General features: G+C 56.8%; 24 protein-coding genes. 12 read left to right on the forward strand and 12 right to left on the reverse strand.

Annotation, left to right across the window (positions count from 1 at the left end; all coding sequences use genetic code 11):
• Positions 1–170: 170 nt before the first annotated feature.
• The gene (locus GGD50_RS33270; protein ID WP_281397259.1) at positions 171–305 is read right to left on the reverse strand and encodes a hypothetical protein; all 135 of its coding nucleotides are present in this window, start codon (positions 303–305) and stop codon (positions 171–173) included.
• Between the two features lie 102 nt (positions 306–407).
• Here GGD50_RS33270 and GGD50_RS27875 point away from each other — a divergent pair, with 102 nt between their 5' ends.
• The gene (locus GGD50_RS27875) at positions 408–719 is read left to right on the forward strand and encodes a hypothetical protein (protein WP_183940270.1); all 312 of its coding nucleotides are present in this window, start codon (positions 408–410) and stop codon (positions 717–719) included.
• Between the two features lie 169 nt (positions 720–888).
• Here GGD50_RS27875 and GGD50_RS27880 read toward each other — a convergent pair whose 3' ends face one another.
• Positions 889–1,815, reverse strand: coding sequence for a LysR substrate-binding domain-containing protein (locus GGD50_RS27880; RefSeq protein WP_183940272.1), 927 nt, complete (start codon positions 1,813–1,815; stop codon positions 889–891).
• 248 nt (positions 1,816–2,063) lie between these two features.
• Here GGD50_RS27880 and GGD50_RS27885 point away from each other — a divergent pair, with 248 nt between their 5' ends.
• The 4 genes from GGD50_RS27885 to GGD50_RS27900 all read left to right on the forward strand — a co-directional run bounded on the left by GGD50_RS27885 (position 2,064) and on the right by GGD50_RS27900 (position 5,713).
• On the forward strand, positions 2,064–2,729 hold the full coding sequence (locus GGD50_RS27885) for an ABC transporter permease (protein ID WP_183940274.1): 666 nt from the start codon (positions 2,064–2,066) through the stop codon (positions 2,727–2,729).
• 4 nt (positions 2,730–2,733) lie between these two features.
• The gene (locus tag GGD50_RS27890) at positions 2,734–3,483 is read left to right on the forward strand and encodes an ABC transporter permease (RefSeq protein WP_183940276.1); all 750 of its coding nucleotides are present in this window, start codon (positions 2,734–2,736) and stop codon (positions 3,481–3,483) included.
• Between the two features lie 65 nt (positions 3,484–3,548).
• Entirely contained in the window at positions 3,549–4,394 is an 846-nt protein-coding gene (locus GGD50_RS27895) for a transporter substrate-binding domain-containing protein (RefSeq protein WP_183940278.1), read from the forward strand.
• An 83-nt stretch (positions 4,395–4,477) separates the two neighbouring features.
• Positions 4,478–5,713, forward strand: a complete 1,236-nt coding sequence (locus tag GGD50_RS27900) for a CapA family protein (protein WP_183940430.1) — start codon at positions 4,478–4,480, stop codon at positions 5,711–5,713.
• A gap of 86 nt (positions 5,714–5,799) precedes the next feature.
• Here the strand turns inward: GGD50_RS27900 and GGD50_RS27905 are convergent, their stop codons facing one another.
• From GGD50_RS27905 to GGD50_RS33400, 5 genes are all read right to left on the reverse strand, one after another.
• A complete protein-coding gene (locus GGD50_RS27905; RefSeq protein WP_183940280.1) occupies positions 5,800–6,288 on the reverse strand; it encodes a helix-turn-helix domain-containing protein in 489 nt (162 codons plus the stop codon).
• A 382-nt stretch (positions 6,289–6,670) separates the two neighbouring features.
• Positions 6,671–8,077 carry a hypothetical protein gene (locus GGD50_RS27910; RefSeq protein ID WP_183940282.1) on the reverse strand — a complete coding sequence of 469 codons (1,407 nt, stop codon included), beginning with the start codon at positions 8,075–8,077 and terminating at the stop codon, positions 6,671–6,673.
• A 2-nt stretch (positions 8,078–8,079) separates the two neighbouring features.
• Positions 8,080–8,562: an MFS transporter gene (locus GGD50_RS32930; protein WP_246451565.1), complete on the reverse strand. Its 483-nt coding sequence runs from the start codon at positions 8,560–8,562 to the stop codon at positions 8,080–8,082.
• Positions 8,516–9,301, reverse strand: coding sequence for an MFS transporter (locus GGD50_RS32935; RefSeq protein WP_246451566.1), 786 nt, complete (start codon positions 9,299–9,301; stop codon positions 8,516–8,518). The genes GGD50_RS32930 and GGD50_RS32935 overlap by 47 nt, the downstream gene beginning before the upstream one ends.
• 111 nt (positions 9,302–9,412) lie before the next feature.
• Positions 9,413–10,297 carry a helix-turn-helix domain-containing protein gene (locus tag GGD50_RS33400; protein ID WP_183940284.1) on the reverse strand — a complete coding sequence of 295 codons (885 nt, stop codon included), beginning with the start codon at positions 10,295–10,297 and terminating at the stop codon, positions 9,413–9,415.
• A 272-nt stretch (positions 10,298–10,569) separates the two neighbouring features.
• Here GGD50_RS33400 and GGD50_RS27925 point away from each other — a divergent pair, with 272 nt between their 5' ends.
• Positions 10,570–11,604 (forward strand): class I SAM-dependent methyltransferase, encoded by a 1,035-nt coding sequence (locus GGD50_RS27925; protein WP_183940286.1) that lies wholly within the window; start codon positions 10,570–10,572, stop codon positions 11,602–11,604.
• An 8-nt stretch (positions 11,605–11,612) separates the two neighbouring features.
• On the opposite strand, the gene GGD50_RS27930 is transcribed toward GGD50_RS27925, so the two are convergent.
• Entirely contained in the window at positions 11,613–12,083 is a 471-nt protein-coding gene (locus tag GGD50_RS27930; protein WP_183940288.1) for a helix-turn-helix domain-containing protein, read from the reverse strand.
• A 118-nt stretch (positions 12,084–12,201) separates the two neighbouring features.
• Here GGD50_RS27930 and GGD50_RS27935 point away from each other — a divergent pair, with 118 nt between their 5' ends.
• Complete coding sequence (locus GGD50_RS27935) at positions 12,202–12,495, forward strand: hypothetical protein (protein WP_183940290.1); 294 nt, start codon at positions 12,202–12,204, stop codon at positions 12,493–12,495.
• A gap of 21 nt (positions 12,496–12,516) precedes the next feature.
• Here GGD50_RS27935 and GGD50_RS27940 read toward each other — a convergent pair whose 3' ends face one another.
• The 4 genes from GGD50_RS27940 to GGD50_RS27955 are packed head-to-tail and all read right to left on the reverse strand — an operon-like array spanning position 12,517 to position 14,865.
• Positions 12,517–13,062 (reverse strand): hypothetical protein, encoded by a 546-nt coding sequence (locus tag GGD50_RS27940; RefSeq protein ID WP_183940292.1) that lies wholly within the window; start codon positions 13,060–13,062, stop codon positions 12,517–12,519.
• Between the two features lie 17 nt (positions 13,063–13,079).
• Positions 13,080–13,763, reverse strand: coding sequence for a thermonuclease family protein (locus GGD50_RS27945; RefSeq protein WP_183940294.1), 684 nt, complete (start codon positions 13,761–13,763; stop codon positions 13,080–13,082).
• Positions 13,760–14,293 carry a thermonuclease family protein gene (locus tag GGD50_RS27950; protein ID WP_183940433.1) on the reverse strand — a complete coding sequence of 178 codons (534 nt, stop codon included), beginning with the start codon at positions 14,291–14,293 and terminating at the stop codon, positions 13,760–13,762. The genes GGD50_RS27945 and GGD50_RS27950 overlap by 4 nt, the downstream gene beginning before the upstream one ends.
• A gap of 5 nt (positions 14,294–14,298) precedes the next feature.
• A complete protein-coding gene (locus GGD50_RS27955) occupies positions 14,299–14,865 on the reverse strand; it encodes a hypothetical protein (protein ID WP_183940431.1) in 567 nt (188 codons plus the stop codon).
• A gap of 74 nt (positions 14,866–14,939) precedes the next feature.
• On the opposite strand from GGD50_RS27955, the gene GGD50_RS27960 reads away from it, so the two are divergent.
• The 5 genes from GGD50_RS27960 to GGD50_RS27980 are packed head-to-tail and all read left to right on the forward strand — an operon-like array spanning position 14,940 to position 20,053.
• A complete protein-coding gene (locus GGD50_RS27960) occupies positions 14,940–15,899 on the forward strand; it encodes a lytic transglycosylase domain-containing protein (protein WP_246451567.1) in 960 nt (319 codons plus the stop codon).
• 17 nt (positions 15,900–15,916) lie between these two features.
• Positions 15,917–16,255, forward strand: coding sequence for a TrbC/VirB2 family type IV secretion system protein (locus GGD50_RS27965; RefSeq protein ID WP_183940296.1), 339 nt, complete (start codon positions 15,917–15,919; stop codon positions 16,253–16,255).
• Between the two features lie 2 nt (positions 16,256–16,257).
• Complete coding sequence (locus GGD50_RS27970; protein WP_183940298.1) at positions 16,258–16,557, forward strand: VirB3 family type IV secretion system protein; 300 nt, start codon at positions 16,258–16,260, stop codon at positions 16,555–16,557.
• 2 nt (positions 16,558–16,559) lie between these two features.
• The gene (locus tag GGD50_RS27975) at positions 16,560–18,971 is read left to right on the forward strand and encodes a VirB4 family type IV secretion/conjugal transfer ATPase (protein ID WP_183940300.1); all 2,412 of its coding nucleotides are present in this window, start codon (positions 16,560–16,562) and stop codon (positions 18,969–18,971) included.
• On the forward strand, positions 18,968–20,053 hold the full coding sequence (locus GGD50_RS27980) for a lytic transglycosylase domain-containing protein (protein WP_343070025.1): 1,086 nt from the start codon (positions 18,968–18,970) through the stop codon (positions 20,051–20,053). The genes GGD50_RS27975 and GGD50_RS27980 overlap by 4 nt, the downstream gene beginning before the upstream one ends.
• The last annotated feature ends 8 nt before the right edge of the window (positions 20,054–20,061 follow it).

Raw genomic sequence — 20,061 nt, forward strand, 5'->3', positions numbered from 1 at the left:
CGAAGCGTGGATCATGATCGCCCACATTCGTCTCATCACCAGACGGCTAGCAAGGTATGGATATCGTTGAACCCTTTTCGAATCCGACTCTGAGAAAATTCTTGGTCGAGAACCATGTTGCTAGCCACAACACAGCGATCTCGCATCTGAAGGAGATGGCACACTACAAGCTATTCGAGCCGGTAGAAAATGCGGACCGACGTACCAATGCCATGCAGGCTGCCGCCCATACTGAGCAGCTTATCCGGCAATAGCTCGACGGACACTTGCGCTCGCTTGACAGCATAGATGCTGGCGATCGACATCAGCGGTCCAACGCCGACCCGACGATACTATTTCGAGCCCAGCCGCAAATCGCGCGTCGCCTCTTCCATCATCCAGACTGGTACGGCCCTCCCGAAAACATCATGCTCTTCGTCAAGTCGGAATCCGGCAGCAACATATTGCACGATCTTATGGCGCGCGTGCCAGCAACAGCGCAGGTGGCTGAGCGCTCGTGGATAGGTGCTGTTTCCGCACGACTTGCCGCTGCCGACTATCTCATTTCCCGCAGTAATGCCGGCAGGCTGCTCGCCATCGCCCAATCCAAGGGGCTATTAGGATGGGAGACGGCTAAGAAGAGCGGTGACTGCTGGATTTCGGCCAACCTGGTGCTCGACTATCGACGGTGGCAGGCCGTGAAATTTTCCGTCATCTCAGACGTCTTTGCGGATATCTAGGGGTTTGGGGCGGCCGAAGCTCGGTGAAGTGCAGGCAGTGTTCGAGGAGATAATAAATTTCATCTTACCGCCGTGCAAAGGGAGCGAGATCCTCGATTGGTCAACTCCTCGGCTCAACGACGCTTCTGACTATTTTGCCGTGGATGCCGAACGCCTCGCCCTGTCGCTGTCATGACCATGCCACCCGTGCCAGCGACCGCCCTGCCGTTACGGCCAGCTGCTCGATGGCGTAGCGAAGCCCCTCACTTAATTGGCGGTCCTTTTGCCAAAAAACAACGTAGTGGTAGATCGCTCCTGGCTCGAAGGGTCGAAATTCTGCACCGAGACCAGAGTACTCCTTCGCGATTATCTCGTTCGTGACAGAGACGCCGATGCCTGCCATGACGAAGCCCACGTCATGACCATTGGCGTCATATTCGACAACAATTTGTGGCGTTGCCCCCAGATATCGAACTGCGTTGACGCTCATTTGGTGAGAGGCAAACTGCGGATCGATGTCGATAATTGCCTCGCCGACGAGATCTTCGGCGGTGACAAGCGGCTGCGATGCAAACCGGTGATTGGGCGGAAACAGACAGACATTCGTGGCCGCGCCAATGGGCGTCCAATCAAAGACGCGTTCGTCGAGAGGCAAGCGCGAAATGCCGAGATCCGCGCGGCCGTTTAACACATGGTCTGCGATCTGCTGATAAGTGCCCGATTTAATCTGAACGGTATAAGAACGACTTTTCTCGCGGATCTTTTTCACCACGCGCGGCAGCGTTCCGAACGAGAACGCGCTTGGGGCCGCGATCGCGATCACCCGCGTATCATTGCTCTTAAGAAACTCTATTGCTGGCCCTATTCGGTCGAGACCAGCAAACGCGGCATCGATCGTGCGCAAAAACTCCCATGCCTTATCGGTCGGGATCAATCTGTTGTTTTCCCGGCGGAAGAGTGCAAATCCAATCGTCTCCTCCAGTTGCTTGATATTCTGACTGACCGCCGGCTGCGTTATCCGCAACGCCTGCGCGGCGAGCCTTTCCGAGCCCGCACGCATGACCTCGCGCAGGATTTGAAGCTGCCGGATCCGAACTCCTGAACCATCGATATCCACAACGCGGTCCCTCGACTGTGATGTCGCGCAACGCCCAGTTCATAAGCAGCGCTTATCGAAACTTCTTTTATCTTATAAATTGACCGCGGAAAGTCAAAGTATATTGTTGATTATATGACACGCTAACCAAGAGTTAATTAGATAAAAATGCTCGCCAATTGGTTATTTTTTGATTTTTTCGAATATTTTTGATTTTTGTTTCGGCGTCATAAACTGAAATATTCGGTATATAGAGAGGAGATGCTGATTTGTACGACTTCATAGATCAGTTCATCTACGGGATGAAGAACACGATTGTTGTCTTTTTCCTGAGTTGCGCTTTGGGAACTTCATTAGGCTTGCTTATCGCGATTTTCGGGAACTCACGCCGAAAAGCCATCGCAGCCTGCTTGCGGACCTATACGGGCGTCATCCGGGGCGTTCCCGAACTCCTGATCATCCTGCTGATGTATTTCGGAGGAACAGCCTTCTTGAGCATGATTGTCGGCCGCTATATCGAGATCAATGCGTTCGCAGCCGGTGTCACGGCATTGACCATCGTGTTCGGCGCCTATGCTGCCGAGATATTTCGCGGTGCGATCAATGCAATTGCACCAGGCCAAAGAGAAGCCGCGAAGGCGCTCGGGCTGCCGCGGTGGCAGATCTGGCTTCTGATCATCATTCCGCAAATGATCCCGGTCGCTCTACCCGCCTTCTGCAATCTTTGCATCTCCTTGGTCAAGGATACATCCTTGATCTCCGTCGTGGGTCTGACAGACGTGATGCGGGTCGCCTATGTGGGCGCAGGTTCCTTGCGCACGCCCCTTCCCTTCTATCTCGCCGCATCGGCGATCTATCTCATGCTCACCAGCCTTTGCCTGCTCTCCTTCAAGCTCATCGAGCGTCGCTACTCGATCCCATTTTGGAAAGGTTGAAGCAATGAATACCGCTGTTGCGCTGGACGCACTATTCACCCTTCCGCGCGGCCTGGTTCTGACTTTGGCGCTCACATTCGCATCGCTCGCGGCCGGTTTTGTGATCTCGGTTCCTCTCGCATTTCTGCGTGGATCGACCAATCCTTGGGCGTCCGTATCAGTCCTGGCATATACCTATGCCTTTCGCGGCACGCCGCTACTGGTGCAACTTTTCCTGATCTACTATGGCATCGGCCAGCTTTCCTTTGTCCGCCAGAGCTTGCTCTGGCCAGTGATACGCGAACCGTTCTGGTGCGCATTCATCGCCTTCACGCTGAACAGCACCGCCCACACCACGGAGGTCCTTCGCGGTGGTATCCAGGCGGTCCCGCAAGGGCAGATCGAGGCTGCCAAATCTCTTGGTCTATCCCGGCTCCATACGATTTACTTGATCACTTTTCCTCTGGCCATCCGTATCGCGCTTCCCGCCTACGTGAATGAGGTCATTGGAATGCTGAAGGCAAGTTCACTCGCAAGCACGATCACATTGCTGGAGATAACGGGTCTCGCACGTCAATTGGTCTCTGAGACATTCGCGCCGTACGAGGTCTTCGTTGTCGCAGGCGCATTCTACCTGCTGCTCACCCTCATGATTACTCGCGCTTTCCAGGCTCTTGAGGTGCATTGGTCGCGCCCAAACAAACCGCCGAGCGTTGCGATCGCGAGCAGTCCAAAGAAGAGGCCAAAGCCATTGCTGACCACCGCGGCGTCTTAAGCTGCGCCGAGGTCGGACCTATCAACCATGAAATAGTCAAACTCAACGAAGGAAGGACGTCTCTCATGAAACGAGCAGCCCTGCTTGCCTTGTGTTCCGTGCTTGTCAGCACCACAGGTTTATGCGCTTTCGAAAAGAAAACGATCACCATTGCGTCCGAAGGCGCATCGCCGCCCTGGAACGCCTTAAATGCCGAAGGCAAGCTTGTCGGGTTCGACATCGATGCGGGCGAGGAACTCTGCCGGCGCATGAACCTCGAATGCATTTTCGTGGCGCAGGATTGGGATGGGATCATACCGGCTCTGACCGTCGGAAAATTCGATGCCATCATGTCCGGCATGGCGATAACCGAGAAACGGAAGAAGTCGATCACCTTTTCTCAGCCTTACGCCGGCGGCTTTAATCAGCTTGTCGTACGCAAGGATCTGGATCTACCGCCGACCGACACGTCGATGAAATTGAACCTCACCAACGTCGACGCCGACAAGCAGGCTGTCATTGATCAGCTTCGAATAGCACTCGCCGGCAAAACCCTCGGCGTCTTGCGATCATCAAATTCGGAAGCCGTCCTGAATGATTTGTTCGGCAAGGTGGCGACGATCAGGAGCTACGATTCCCAAGACAACATGCATCTAGACCTCGCGGCCGAACGCATCGACGGCGGGCTCGCCGACTATTTCACCTGGAAAGCCTTCCTCGACAGCAAAGACGGCGGGACCGCAACTTTGTACGGCCCGCAACTCTCCGGAGGTTTGTGGGGACCTGGCGTCGGCGTCGGGCTTCGCAAAAACGATGCCGAACTCGTCGCTGCCTTCGATAGTGCCATTGCGGCCGCCACACGGGACGGAACACTGAAGCGGTTAAGCGAACAATGGTTCAAGATCGACGTTTCGCCACAAGTTTCGAAATAGAAGCACGCTGCCCGCCCTGTGCATCTCCCGAAAACGGCTTGATGCATGGGGAACTCGATGATCCCAAACTGAAGGAAGAGTGTATGTCCGCCCCTTTTTCCATTGCTCTGACCGGTCAGTCGCTCATTCGCCATGACCTGCGGACGATCAGCGATCGGCGCCTTAATGAAGTCGTCCAACTTCTCAAGACGAGTGACGTCGTCTTCACCAACCTCGAGACGACGATCTACGGGCGCTATGGCGGCTGGCCCCTCAAGGGCTCCTATTTCGGCGCCGCCGCACCCTCAGTTCTGGCGGCGTTGAGAGAGCTTGGCTTCAACAGCCTGGCTTTGGCAAACAACCATGCCTTTGATCTTGGCCCCTCGGGCATCCTATCGACACTGGAGGAAGCGTCTGCCCAAGACTTTCTTCACGCCGGCATCGGCGTCGACCAGCATCAAGCTGCAAAGATCGAAAAGAAGATGCGCGGATCGAGGACGGTTGGGCTCATCGCCATGGACGCTGGTCCCGGTCCGTCGTTCATGTATGCCGAAGATGCCGTCGAAGGCCGTATGGCAAGACCCGGCATTAACAGGCTCAAGGTTTCCAGGGTATTCGAGCTGGAAGTGGAAACCTTCAATATGCTTCGCTCCATTCAAAAGCGGTTCCTAAGTTCCGATCTGGAACGGGCCAATTATGCGCAACCGGAGGATCCACCTCAGATAAATGCCAAGGACGAAATCGATTTCTATGGAACGGTGTTTCGGAGATCCGACCAGTACGCCCGGCGCATTGTGATCGACAGACAGAGCGCCTGGAACCAACTTTCTGCGATCGTGGAAGAAGCGGGCCGCGGCACATTCGTCATCGTCTACTTACATCACCACCACTGGGAACCGAGCTGGCAGCAAGTGCCGCCGTGGGTCCAGGATTTTGCGCATGATTGCGTTGACGCCGGCGCCGGTCTTTTCGTCAGTCACGGAGCGCCGGTTTTGCAAGCAATCGAGATATACCATGGCGCCCCGATTTTCTATGGTCTCGGCAACTTCATCTTCCATACGGATAAAGATGAGCAGGAATGGAGTCCACCCGAAGTTTGGAAGAGTATTGTTGCCAGCTGCAACTTCGAGACGGGCGGACGTTTGCGAGAGATCAGCTTGCGCCCGGTCATCGTCGGCGGTCCTGAAGCACTCTCGGATCGACAGCGTGATCGCCTCCCCTTTCCCGTGTTTGCCGAAGGAAAATTGGCAGACGACATTTTCGACGATCTCGCCGACCGAAGCGCCGGCTTTGATACTGTCGTGTCACACGAAAACGGCATCGGTCGGATCATCCTGTAAGGCGGAAAAACCACCCTCTCGACGCTCCCGCAGTCCGAGCTCAACATTGGCAGCCCTTGCGGCCGCCAATTTTGCCTATCCTTTCGCTACATATCAGCCTCCGGCCGCTCTTCCATCTCTTCGTCGGCAATGGAGCTGACCAGCGCCACGACCCGGCTGCGGACACGTGGCGGAAGCAGCAGAACGTCCTCGATCAGACGACGGCCTTCCGCGGTGGAGATATAGGCGATGCGGTCATCGACCTCGGTCACGATTTGAGGATCCTGTGTGCCTTCAGGATCGGGCAGGCCCTCGAAGAATTTGGCGACGGGGACCCGGAGCCGTTTGGCGACCTCGTAGAGCATCGAGGCGCTGACACGGTTCCTGCCATTTTCGTATTTCTGCACCTGCTGGAAACTGACGCCAATACCGGCGCCAAGATCGCCGAGCGATACATTCGATTGTATCCGGCGAATACGGATCTGCTGTCCGACATGCAGATCGACTGGATGCGCTGACTGGCTTTTAATGTTCGGCTGCTTGCTTTGCCCACGTCTCGACGATCGGATTTGTGCGGCTGCTGTATGGCGATTCATGGTCGACACCCCGACTGGAGAGTTTCATGCGGTACGCCCCCGCTGAAAACTCGCTCAACCCACTGATCGGGGAGTTAGAACACCGTACGAGACGGCCCTATGGCCTTTAGTTCCGAGGAACCTGGACATACGCCACAGGCTCCCCGACCCAAAAAGGTCAAGGAGTGTGGTGCCGTACCGGCCGGCACCAACCGCTCGTAGGGGGTTCTAATCCCCAAGGCAGCGCGTACTGCCTCACAGAAAAAGATAGAGGAATTCGGTTTGCTTCGCAACCGAATTCTCTACGAGATTCAATGGCTTCGTCTTGGAAACAAGCGTTAGCTCAAAGAGCGACAAATCCGCGAATTGCAGATACAGTGATAGCTGAGTTAGTTGAGCACGATCAGGAAAACGCCCATTCCGGCGCATCTGTGCTCAGCGCCCCTGCTGAAAAAGCCGCGGCCAGATCCGCCCACAGCGGATCCTCCGTAAAGCTCGATAGAGGCCCGGAAGCGTCCTCGATCCTCATCTGGCCAAATCGCTCCAGGAGGCTCGATATTCCGTTGCTGCCGGGCATGTTCAGCAGAGAAAATGGCTCGCATGGCGAGGAAATGACGCGATGTCCCCACGCGCCCGGCCGTTCATCCTCAGTCAGGGCGGCGAGAAGCTCCGCGTCACGATCGCCGCTCTTCAGCGCCTCACCGAATGCCCAGCGCATCAAGGGATAATAGACCGTGTGGCGACTTCCGCCGAGAACGCGCACGCCGGGCAGGATCGATGTGACGATAAACATCAAGAGAAGATTCGGAATGATCCGTCCGTTCGCCAACGCCGCGCCAAGAGCTGCGGGGGAAAATTCGACACGGAAATCCTCCGTGCCCCTCGGCCGAAGAACAGCATCATCGAGCCACAATGGAAAAAGCCGCCCGTCGATGCAACCCCAGAAGAAGTGGGTCGAATTTTTCAGCCAACCTTGCCAGGCAGTATCAGAGAGTCGATCGATGCCATCGAGAAGCCGTCTCGCAAAACTGATATCCTCGATCAGCCGTGCTCGCAGCCAGGATTGCTCATTAGAAAGATGATCCCCTATCAGATCGGCGACATCGTGATCATCGAGTTGAAGGAAGTCGATCTGACTGTCGAAATAGCGCCTCCAGAGACGAAGGTTTGCCGCCTTGATCGCTTCAGCAGCCGACGGGAATTCGCCGGCCGGCAAGATCCCTCGAAGACGACAGATTCCGTCCGTCTCGCCGCCAGCCCGATCGACATTCTGGAGCTGAAAGCTGTAACCGTTGTTTCTGCCCAAGATGCTGTAGGGGATCATCTTGCTGCGTGACAAGCCAAACACATTGATCGCCTGGCCATCAATGTGCAGCCAGGCAGGACCTTTGCGACCGCGCTCCACGAATTTGACGGTCGAACAACCATAGGAAATGTAGCATCTCCTTCCACGGGCGCGCAGCCCCATCAGCGAGAAGAGATGGGTATAAAATGCATCGGGTTCGATCAACAGGTGTAGGTGCGGACCGGTTTGCAGCACCGGGGCAGCTTCGATCTCTCTTTCAAATCTCGATACTTGCTCTCCCGAAAAGCCACGGCGCTGCGCGACCTTTCCGATCCGCGAGCGCAATAACGACAGGGCTTGCTGTCGGGGGGCGCAGTCCGATTGATAAGAGGCGACGGCGAAGACCGCATTGGCATAGTCTGCCACCGGAACTCCCGCAAACGGACGGGCCCAGGGAAACAACTGAAATATGAGAGCCTGAAGCTCGTCCTTCGATATCAGTTCTGTGCCGATTGACGTCTCCATCCTCAAATGAGCCGGCTTTCCGCCGAACCTCCCCGATTCATCCAGCAGCAAAAGAAGAGAGCAGCGGCGATCATGACCGTGCCGAAAAGCCCGAAAATTTCCGAGGGCAGGATCGCGTTTCCGAAAACGCCGATGATGCCGTATGCCAACAAGCCAATGGCGACGCAGACCGTATGAATCTGGCTCCGCGCACGTCCCAGCGCATCGATCGAGACGGTCGATTGAACCTGAACGTCAATCAGAACCCGCGCGATGTTGTAGCTCAATCCCAGGATTGCCATTTGAATGAGAGCGAAGGAAAAGCTTTGGTAGAACCAAAAGCCAAGAAGAAACATGCCGGCAAGCACCAAATGGACGAGAATGCTCTGCAGTCGCCAGAACCCACTGCGCAAGAGAAAGATCGCGCAGCCGGCAATGGAGCCGACGGCCCAGGCCGCCTCAAGACATCCGAATTGCAGCGCCGTTCCGTCCAGTTCTCGGATCACATAAGCGGAGGCCAACATGTTCACAAACAAACATGCCCATTGCATAAATCAGTGCGTACATGGCTGCGCTGGCCTTTAGCTGCCCAAGTGTCAACGTCGTCGGCAGCAGATCAGAGCGACGAAATTCGCCAGCTATTGAGCGGTGATAAGACGAAGAAAATTGGCGCATGCGGCTCATGGCCAGCAGCCCCAAGAGTGACAGGACAAAGAACCCACTTGGCAACAGAGGCGTTAACTCGCGGCCGACGGCACTCAGAATGAACCCGGTCACAATGGCCGCCAGCAGATTGCCCCCTTGCATTCCAATATAGGCGCTCGAATTGAATGATCCGAGATTTTCGGCGCGTGCAATGGACGGGATCAAAGCCTGCAAAGACGTTGCATAGGTTCTGTCGATGATCGCAAAGATGGTCCAAGATAAATAGAGGACGATAAGCGGATCGGCGAACAGGAATGCGAGTGCAGTCGACAACGTTAGAGCCAAGCGCAGTAGATCGCAGGCTATACAGACCACGCAACGGTCAAACCGATCAATCAGTGCACCGCCGATATTACTCGTGAACAGTTCGGCAGCACCGCCGAGCGCGAGCAAAACCGCAAGAGCACTGGTGCCATGGGTAACGTCCACGGCGATCCAGGCCGCCAGCACGAAATACGCATTACGCCCGGCGGAAGACGTGACAACACAGAACAGATAGATGCCGGAAGTTGTGTTCCTCCCGATCAATCCGCCAAACAATATCCCGACTCCATCTGCAATCCTCACGATAATTTTGTGAGTGCATCCTATTCGACCCCTTGGAGCACGGCTTTCATGAAAGTGATATTTCTTTTCTCGCTCGCGATCAGCCTATCCCGTCCAGAGTGCACGATACTGCGCCGGCGAAAGTCCGGTCTCCCGCCGAAACCTGGTCGACAGATGGCTTCCGCTTGCATAGCCACAGGCAATCGCAACGTCTGTCACGGTCATCGTCGTCAAACGCAGAAGATCGCTGGCACGTTCAAGCCGGCGTTGATTGTAGAACGCATAAGGTGTCAAACCTTGGGATTGTTTGAAGGCTCGACTGAAGTGCTCGCGGCTTATTCCCGCTTCTTCAGCGAGTGCGCGCACGCTCGGAGGTTGATCGATATGGGCATCGATTTGCTCGATCACTCTCTTGAGGAGCGTTGGTGCCAGTCCTCCTCGAAAGGCCTTGCCGGATGTTCTGGAGTGGCGTTGCAGAAGTCCGAAGATGGCTGCCAAGTATCCTTCGACGATTAGATCACTCACAGGATCATCGTGTGATAGCTCCCAGGCAATCTGCCGTGCTACGGATTGGATCGGCAGATCCCTGAATCCGAGTTTGGGACGCCAGTTGCCGACAGCTGGCAGTCTCTCAGAGAAGTTAGTCAAGAACGCTTTCGCAACTGTGATCATGAGATAGCCGGCGTCGGCATCGCCTTCATCCCAACCACTCCAATGACAACCCGGCGGAATATAAACAAGAGAACCGTCGGGTCGCGGAGTGAAGCCAACATTGCGCCCGTCAATATAGTTTTCCCCGAATTTGGCAGAGCCTCGTATGTTGAGGAAGATCATATGGTGATCAGTTGCAACTTCGATGTTCTGCCGTCCTAAATCGATCCGGCGAACAACATCGGCGCGCGCATCGTTCCAAAGACCTTGCCTGTGAAGGATTATTTGTCCTTGAGACTGCTTTATCCTTTCGGGTCGAATGGCTGCAACGGGCTCCACCTTTTATGGCTTCTCCTGCTCAAGAGCGGCGGCAGTGACCGTGCCGTACCAAAAGTTGCTCGACAAATTTCTTTTAACCAGAGGACGAATTATATGTCACTTTCATGAAAGCAGATCACAATCATGGATGCAAAAACCTGATGAATCCGCTCATCTTGCCTTCGAGCATTATCGCGAGGAGGCGTCGTACCGCTGGTTACCAAGATCAGCCACGAGCGCATAGGGATATCAAAGAAACCGGAATGCGATGATGCGAGAGAAAGGTCTTTCGCATGCATGATTTTCACGACTTCCTGGAGGAGTGCGACCGTGCCCCTCGGCTCAACGAGCTTTCGGAGTTCTTTTCGACAACCGCAGCGGGTCGGGCAGGCATGCCCATCCGCCCGCCTCAGCTCGACCGCCGTCTCTTTCCAATGGACCTGACGTTCCGGCGCTTTTCGGCCCTTCATCCGTTGCGGCAAGGTCCATTCGATCAGCACTACCTCAGTAGCATTCCGTATCGGTTTGAGGAGGAGTGCCGTATGGGCTGCGCGATCCTTAAGTATGCACGCGCCAGAAAGGCGAAGCTCAACCTCTATACCTTGGGCACCGCCGAGGGCACGATGGCGCGGGTCATTGCCGAGCTCGGCAATGGCAAGATCGAGACACTATCCTGCAGTCCCAATATCGAGAACCTCAGAAACTTCTATGCCTGGGGCGTTCCACCGCATGCCATGTTTTTCCATGGACCGTTTCACCATCTGACCCCCGAAAAGATTCAGCATGACGAAAAGCTTAAGGCGTTTGCAAATGGCTTTGACATTATTTTCGAAGACACAACGTTTCAAATGTATTCGCCCAATCGCTTCGATCAGATTCGTTTCGTTTCGCAGCACCTGAAGAGCAAGGGGCTGTTTATATTCGTCGAGAAATTCAAGCACGAGGATGATGAGGAGTATCGTCGGCGCGAACGGCAAAAGGACCATGGCTTCAAAGCCCGCTTTTTCAGTTCCGCCGAGATTCGCGCAAAGGAAGAGACGGTTCTAACGCGAATGAATCGAAGCGAAGTCACTCTGGCAGAGATCGTCGAGACGATGCGGCGCTTTTTCAAGCACGCGTTCGTGACTTGGAACAGCGGAAATTTCTACACGCTCGTCTCCAGCAACAGTGAAGAAAACCTCAACCTCTTCCTGTCGAAACTCTGCCCAGCCGCGATACCGGCAGAATATGTCTACGCTTATCTTCCCTACAGGCTTTATGGGGCGTCTGAAGAAAGGGACCAAAATGATGGTTCGGAAAACCGCGGTGTTGTTCGGCGGATTCCATGATCCAGCGTCTACTTTCCATCCTCGGAACGCAGCTTGGACATGGCCTCCACCAGAGACAGCATCGATTCCACAGCCTCGTCGGGGAGGCCCTCAACAACCTTGATGAGTTTCCGGCGGCGTTCTGATGCTTCCGGAGATTTGCCAAAACGATAGGGAGCCGCCGCCATGATCAAGTCGATCGGCGAGAAATCGAGCAGTTCACTGAGATGGATGAGGCGTGAGACATGCATCTTCGTTTCGCTGCGCTCATAGCGGCCGTAGACGATCGGATGAAGCCCGAGAAGCGGCGCTACGTCCGCATGGGTCAAGCCAGATTTGTCTCTCGCTTCGCGCAGACCGTCAGAAAGCCGTCGGTCGAGTTCGGCAAACGTCGGCAAAACTTCGTACCCTGGACGGCGGAAGATCGGCTTTTCAACTTCAGCGTCGATGGTTTCCACCAAGCCGTTGTCATCGATGTATTTCTCAAGTCTGTTGGTCATGAAACACGCCCGTTCTGATTTCCTCCCCTCATACATCACCGACATCGCGGCTGGCTACTGTCGGTCGAGCCCGAATGGGATCGTCGACCTCATTCCACCGGTCTAGAAAAGGCATGATATGCTCGAAGACGACGTTAGCCGCGAGCTTGCCGAATTGATCAGCCGCCACGCTGCATTGATTGTCGAACTGGAGCTCACACGCGAGCCGAAACCCGAGGCACCGAAACAGGAATTAGTGCAATTGCACGTCAAGGAGCTGGACCTCCGCGCGAAAATCATTGCCTGGCCGCCGTCAAATCGAGCCGAAGCCTACCGGAAAATCGAGCACTTCGCCCGCGTGCTTGCAACCGGGGTATCGCTGGATCAAGCCACAGTGGGATTTGTCTTGAGATCGGTGCAACGATTTCTCTGAGGCAGACTGCAGTCAGATAACTTAATCCCTCAGATCGAAGTAGTGACGCTCTGTGGTGCCTCCTTGCGAACTTTCGATGTCGAAATAATAGGGCTGGTTGCGTAACGGCCGCGCGGTGTATTCCCGATACTCGCAACTGCTCGAATCCGAATAGACGCGCGTGACGCCGTCCTTCGTTGTCGCCGTCCGATCTTCATTTCGGTATCGCTGGAAAGTCCTTCCCTTACACGCGTTGACTGTCCGCGTGCAGCGCGACAGCTCACCGGAACGACCATGATTGAGGTCCTGGTCTGCCTCGGTCGCCGCCCACCCAGCCGGACAGTCGGCATATCGCTCATATCCGGGTTTACCAGCGCCGCCCTCGGGGCAGGTCGGCCAGGAGAAGCCTGGGCGTTTCAGGGCCGAGATCAGCCGCTCCATCGGCGGATGACAGCTCTCGACGCCATGCCACGAGGGATTGTTCGAGGCCGCACAAAGCAGCACCTCGCAGCCCCACTCGCTCGCCTCGGCCGTTGAGAGTGGCAGGGAGAACATCAGAACCGACAGAAACCACAACACCAATCTCATCGTCAGATCCTCCTTTGCTAGTGATCTCTCCGTCGCGGCCTGTTGCGCCAGTCGGCGAATAGCGGCGTGATCTCGCGCTCTCGCTCCTGAAGAAGTGCCCGGTCCGCCAGCGGTTGTCGTTCCACCGTCCGGTCAACTGCCTTGCGGTTCCATTCATCCATGTCGAGAACGTAAGTCCCCCAGAGCCCATACCGTGCCGATCGGGCGTATCTTTCTGCTGTGAGATATCGCGGATTCGGCCCCGCGATTGCGGCAACTCTCGCCCAGCCGACTCGGAGCATCTCGAGGCCGAGGTCGCGTCCCCGCGTCGAACATTTGGCGGCCGGCACTTCCGAGCCATAAGGAGGAACCAGCCTGCAGACCACGGGCCTGTTGCCGACGACGCGCTTCAGCCAGGCTTTCGCCAGCGGCCCGCATGGAATCGGCGCCGTAATGGCTATTGTTCCTTGCGGCTTCGGATCGAACCCCCATTGCGGGACTGGGCAAGCTTGGATGCCGGCAAGCTGCACGCGTCTTCCGAGAATTGGAAACCACAGCGTATCGCCGCTGACAACCGACACTCTACCCCTCAATTTCGACTGGGTTTCGGGCGCATCGAGCCTCTGGTCGACCGCCGAATCCGATACAAGATCGGCGGCAGGAGCTAGATCGACGCCCGCGCAAAGAAGAAGCAACGCGCCGATAGCAAGACGAGCGATCATCTCACTTTCTCCTGATGATCGGTTGCCGCCCGTCCGAGTAGAATCGAGGGATGGCGGACGTCTGGAAACTGCCAAAGGCCAGCCTTGCGCGCCCTTGCCTGCTGCTCGGCAACGGCATAGGCCGGATTGACGGGTATGCCCTTTGCATCAAGGGCTGCGAAGGCATAACCCTCAGAGATCAGCATGGTGGCAAGGTCCAGGCGCTCCCCCGCAACTATCGCAAAGCAAACGACGTAGATGACGCCTGCCGCCCGTGCGATCGGCGCACAGGAGGGATGCGTGTCCTTGATGAAGGCCGCAAGCACCGAAAGGGACGCGTCACCGCAATCCTGTATCTTGCCGGCTTTGTTGGTAAAGGTCGTCCCACGCAGACAGGCCTGCACGCCGTAAAGTCGATAACGCTCGCCGTTCGCCGTCCAGGCGTCGCCACTCTGCAGCGCCGCGCCCGTATCCAAATCGAAGTACCCCGCCGGCGCGGCAATGGTCGGCTCGGTCGTGATGAAAATGGCCATGGCAAGGAACAAGCGCATCCGGATCATTGGTTCTGATTCCGGGGATCGGCCCACATTTCAAAGCCGCTCCGGCCGATCTTCTCAGCACCGGCGAGATCCGGACGCATCGGCGTGCCATCCGGCTTTTTCGAGAGCTTGACGGCACCCAATGAGAGCAACTGCTCCTCGATATTGTCGACGGTATCGAGCGTGCCAGGGTAATTGTAGTAACCGAAGCAAGTCGCGTCCTGGATGGGCGCATTCTCCTCGGAAACGAATCCCCGGCAAAACAGCACCTTCGGAGACTTCAGGAGGATCGCCAGTTGCTCCCTGGCAAAGTCCTCGCATTTACCGGCAAAATTCTCCTTCCGGTTCACCATCTCGCCAACACATGGCTCAATTCCGAAAAGATGGAGCCGCACTTTGTCGTCGACGGCGATATCGGTCGGCGACGCGACTTTGAACCCGGTTGCCGAGGCAAAGCCCTTTCGGCCGACCACCTTCCTGTCACCGTTGTAGTACTCGACGATGAGCACGGTCTTTCCCGGCGCCGCGAAGGATTTCACGTAGGCTGCATCAACTGCCCCCGTGGCGCTCGCGGCCACCGACATCAATACAAGGACCGTTCCGACGAAGATAAGCTTAACTCTACGAGTTACAATTTTATTCGAATAACTGTTCATTTTTGGCTTCCAATTTCGAAAAAATCGATGTAGCACTAAACTTAATAAGTTACAAACATCAAAAATACAAGCGGCCGACAACCCACCTTGTCGAACCAAACCCCAAGCGAGGATATCGCATGCGGTCCAGATATATTTTGCTTTCAGTGATGGCGTTGCGAAGCCTCCTCCCGTCCGACATGGCCGCAGATGAGGCACGATTCTTCGATTTTTCGCGCTTTGCAACGCGGTCGTCGGCGTTGCCGCAGGCCAATCCGGCGCAATCGAGTGAGGAGTCTTCGATCGGGGAAAACGGCATTGTCGCGCATGCGATCAAAGCCGAAACACATAACTCAAATAGTTTCCTTTCCTCATCGACTCAAAGAACGAGCTCTGACGAAGGGGAGCAAACTTATCACGCTACGACGCTACGCCATATCGATAACGCACGTCCATGCGGTCCCTCACCGATTGATCCAGCGGGGATCCAGGCAATGGTTACAGACGCTGCGGGAAAATATGGCGTCGATTCTGACTTCGCTACCGCTATAGCCTGGACGGAAAGCCGCTTCGATCAAGTCCGCAACAGCCCCAAGGGCGGGCGTGGCCCGATGCAATTGCTGCCTGTGACAGCAGCACGTTTCGGCGTCGCCGACATTTGCGATCCTGCCTCGAACATCGACGGTGGCATGCGCTATCTGCGCACCCTCCTCGATCAGTTCAAGAACCCGATCCTGGCCGCGGCCGCCTACAATGCGGGTGAACAGGCGATCTACGACAACGACGGCGTGCCAGCCTATCCCGAAACCGTACGTTACGTCGCCTCTGTGATCAATCGGCAGCTCGGCGTCGGCTTTCCCGGCAGACGTCTGTCCAATCTCCGCAATCAAAAATCACCCGACAACACCGACCGACAGATCGGCAGCAATGACGTCATCGGCGCCCGCGCCGCGACGTTCGTCGGTGGCGTCATGCAATTTTGAAACGAAAGGAGCCGAATATGAAGTTGGAATTGTCCTTGCGTCAAAAGACGACCCTGCGCGCCGCGCTTGTCTTGTCGCTTGCGGCTGCCGCGCAATTGGCAAGTGCCGATCTCGCCTTCGCCCAGGCAACAAACCAAGCCTTTGCGCCGCTACAGGCTGTGGTGCAGGCCATCGTCGACTTCATTACCGGCCCTTTCGGTCGTCTGGTCGCGATCATAGCCGTGATCAGTCTTGGTTTCCTCGCGTTCGCCGGACGATTGAGCTGGTTCACAGCCGGCGCCGTGGCACTTGGCATCGGCCTGGTCTTTGGGGCGCCGGCCATCGTCGATCAGTTAATCGCCACCGTCGGAAACTGATCATGGCACAGACCGACAACGACAAACCCCATCTGACACCCCTGGTGATCGGGCTGACGCGCGCTCCCACCCTTTGGGGCGTTCCGTATATGGCCGTGGTCATCATGATCGGCACTACCATCATCGCCTGGCTTGCAACCAACGAGTTATGGGCCCTGCTGACGGCTCCCTTCACCTATCTCCCGCTCTTTACGCTCTGCACCTTCGATGCTCGCGTTCTCGATGTGCTGCAGGTTTCAACCCGGCTTACGCCGAAAACCCCAAACAAGTCGTTCTGGGGCGCCAATTCTTACGGGCCTTGAACATGCTGAACGTCATCCGCAAAGAACTCGGATTTGGCGCTGTCGCTCATCGCGAGCGGCCGATGTCGAAACATATCCCCTATCTCCGCCACGTCGCCGACACGGTCATCAAGCTCGAAGATGGCGCGTTGATGAGCGTCATCCGTCTGGACGGGCTGTTCTTCCAAACAGAGGACCAGGCCGAGCTCAACATGCGCTCGCTCATTCAGAACACCTTGATCCGGGCGTTGGGATCGAGCCGGTTCTCCCTGTGGTCGACGGTCATTCGCCGGCAGGTCGACACGACGATCTCAAGCGAATTTGACGATCCATTCTGTGCGGAACTGGACCGGCGCTACGCTGCATCGCTCGCCGGCAAACGCATGTTTACCAACGAACTCTATCTGACTGTCCTTAGGTCCGGCATGCGGGGCGCGCTCGCTGCCGGCGATCGGATCCGCCGGTTCCTCGACCGGGCAGCCGGGCACAACGCCCCTGACGAGCAATTGCGCGAGGCCGTAAGCGAACTCGAGGAGTTTGTCGGCAACATCACCCGCGACCTCAGCAAATATGGCGCCCGCCCGCTCGGCATCGCCTACCGCAAGGACAGCCCATATTCGGAGCCCTGTGGGTTTCTAAACGCCATCCTGACCTGCGGCGTCCCACGTCGCATGCGCCTGGCGCGGATGGGTCTTGCCAATTACCTCGGCACCTCCCGCCTGCACTTCTCGCGGCGAACGATGCAGGCCGAGGGACGGACGAGGGACGAAGACAGGTTCGGCGCAATGCTCGCGATCAAGGAATATCCGCCGTTCACCGGTCCGGGCATGTTGGACGGCCTCCTGCAGGTGAACCACGAGTTCATTCTCACCCAGTCCTTCACGATCGCCGACAAGCCGATCGCCCAAGAGCGCATTTCGCGGCTCAAGCGGCAGATCGCGGCCTCCGACGAGGCTGGAAGCGACGTCGAGGGCGACATCGATTTTGCGTTGAACAGCTTGCTCAATCAGGAGGCCGTTTTCGGGTACCACCACCTGTCTCTGCTCTGCCTGTCTCGGGACCTCGATGGCGTCAACAAGGCGGTCTCCGATCCCGGCGCCTGCCTCACGGACATGAACATCAATTGGCTGCGCGAGGACCTCAACATGGAAGCCTCGTTCTGGGCGCAGTTGCCGGGCAATCACGCCTACATCGCCCGCAAGGCGATGCTGTCGAGCGCCAATTTCTCCGGCCTGTCGTCGATGCATAATTTCGCCTGCGGTCAGCAGGACGGGATGCATTGGGGAACACCAATCTCCATCCTCGAAACCACGAGCCAGACGCCCTATTGGTTCAATTTCCACCAGCGCGATATCGGCCATTTCCTCGTAACCGGTCCGACCGGATCAGGAAAGACGGTGGCGCTCACCTTTCTCCTTGCCCAGGCTTTTCGGGTTCGGCCGACGCCCAAGGCAGTCTTCTTCGACAAGGACCGCGGTGCCGAAATCTTCATCCGTGCGATGAACGGCGCTTACGAGATCCTCTCTCCCGGCATGCCGACGGGATTCAATCCCTTGCAGCTCGAAAACACCGGCGAGAACCGCGAGTTTCTGCTCCGCCTGCTGAAGGCGATGCTGCGCAAGGACAGGCAAGCAGCCTTCGATCAGGAGGAGGAAGACACGCTTGAACGCGCTATCGTGCGCCTGATGCAGGAACCCACCGCCGAGCGCAATCTCGCCAATCTTGCGGGCCTGCTGACCGGCCGGTCCCGTGCCGATCCGAACGATCTCCATGCTCGCCTCAGGCCCTGGATCGAAGGCGAGAAGGCGTGGCTTTTCAATGCACGGCACGACATCCTCTCATTCTCCGGCCATCGGGTGTTCGGCTTCGACATGACCAACATCCTCGGCAATCCGGACGTCCGCACGCCAGCGCTGATGTATCTGTTCCATCGCATGGACGAGCTGCTGGACGGCACGCCCGTGATGTTCTTCATGGATGAAGGCTGGCATCTGGAGCGTGATCCGACCACCAGCGACTTCATCGTCGATAAGACAAGAACCATCCGCAAGCTCAATGGCATCATCGGGTTCGGCACGCAGTCAGCGGCTGACATCGCCAAATCACCGATATCGCATACACTCATCGAGCAATCCGCGACCCATATTCATTTCCCCAATCCTCGAGCCGACGAAGATAGCTATATCGGGCGCTTCGGGCTGACGAGGAAGGAGTTCGACTTCATCCGCAACACGGCGCCTGAGAAGCGCACCTTTCTGATCAAGCACGGCAATGACAGCGTGATCGCCCGGCTCGATCTTTCCTCGATGCCCGATCTGATCAAAGTGCTCTCCGGCCGCAAGGAAACGGTCGAGGAATGCGCGCGGCTCCGCGATCAGCATGGCGACGACCCGGCCGGCTGGCTCACCGAATTTTGCGGGTGGGCGCGCACGTGAGAGCTGCTTGCCTTCCCCTTGCTGCGGTATTGCTGCTTGTGTTCGACGCAGGCCCCCTCTTTGCGGACGTCCCTGTCCTCGACGATATCAATTTCGGCAAACATAAGCAGCGCAATGAGGCGGTAAGCAACATCGAGGATACTAACCACGATCGCTATGAGATCCATACCTCGGTCACCTGCTCGATGTATCGGCCAGGTCGCCGCAACGATCCGGTCGGGGCGGCCGAGGCCAATCCCGAAATTTCGGGTCTGGTGCGACGGGTTGCGCGCGAGGAAGGCATAGACGAGAACCAGTTTCTGGCCCTCGTCTACCAAGAAAGCCGGTTCAACCCTTGTGCCAAGTCCGGCGTCGGCGCTACCGGCCTCGCACAACTGATGCCTGGAACGGCGGCTGAGCTCGGTGTCGACGAGAACAATATCGAAGAGAACCTGCGCGGCGGTGCTCGTTACTACAAGCAGCAACTCTGCCGCTTCAACGGCGACGTTTCACTGGCGCTGGCAGCCTATAATTCCGGACCGGGCAATGTCAGCAAATATGGCGGCATCCCGCCGTTCAAGGAGACGCAAGGCTATGTCGCTTCGATCACCCAAGACTGGCTACCGGCCTTCGGCGGTTCCGACAAATCGCAAATACCCTTAAATTTCGGGGGCGGAGAAACCGCCTATACCGGCATTCGGTCATCGACTTTGAACGCCATGGGGACGTCGGCCGCCACCTCCGATAGCCTCGCAAACGTCGCAAGCTGGTATCAACAGTTGGGGCAGGTCCAGACGGGAACCATTCAGGACAGTTGGGACCAAAATTCGACGGTCCGCAACGCCAATCTCGCGATGATGAACAATGCCATCAAGCTCGGGACCACGATGGCCGACCTCGTGAATTCCCGCAATGCCGTCACCTCGGCCAACCTCTCCGGCTCGTCGCGCGGCACCGATCACGATCCCGATAGAGAGACGCCGCGCGAGACCACCGGTCTCTGCAATCCCCACCAGAGCCTTGTCTGGAGCGATGCGGACAAGGCCTGCATCGAGAAGCGCCCAACCGCAGATCAGGTGCAGCTATTGCTGCAGCCGCAATAACGGGAGAA

The sequence above is a fragment of the Martinezella paranaensis genome (assembly GCF_014200235.1).
Taxonomy (GTDB): Bacteria; Pseudomonadota; Alphaproteobacteria; order Rhizobiales; family Rhizobiaceae; genus Rhizobium; species Rhizobium paranaense.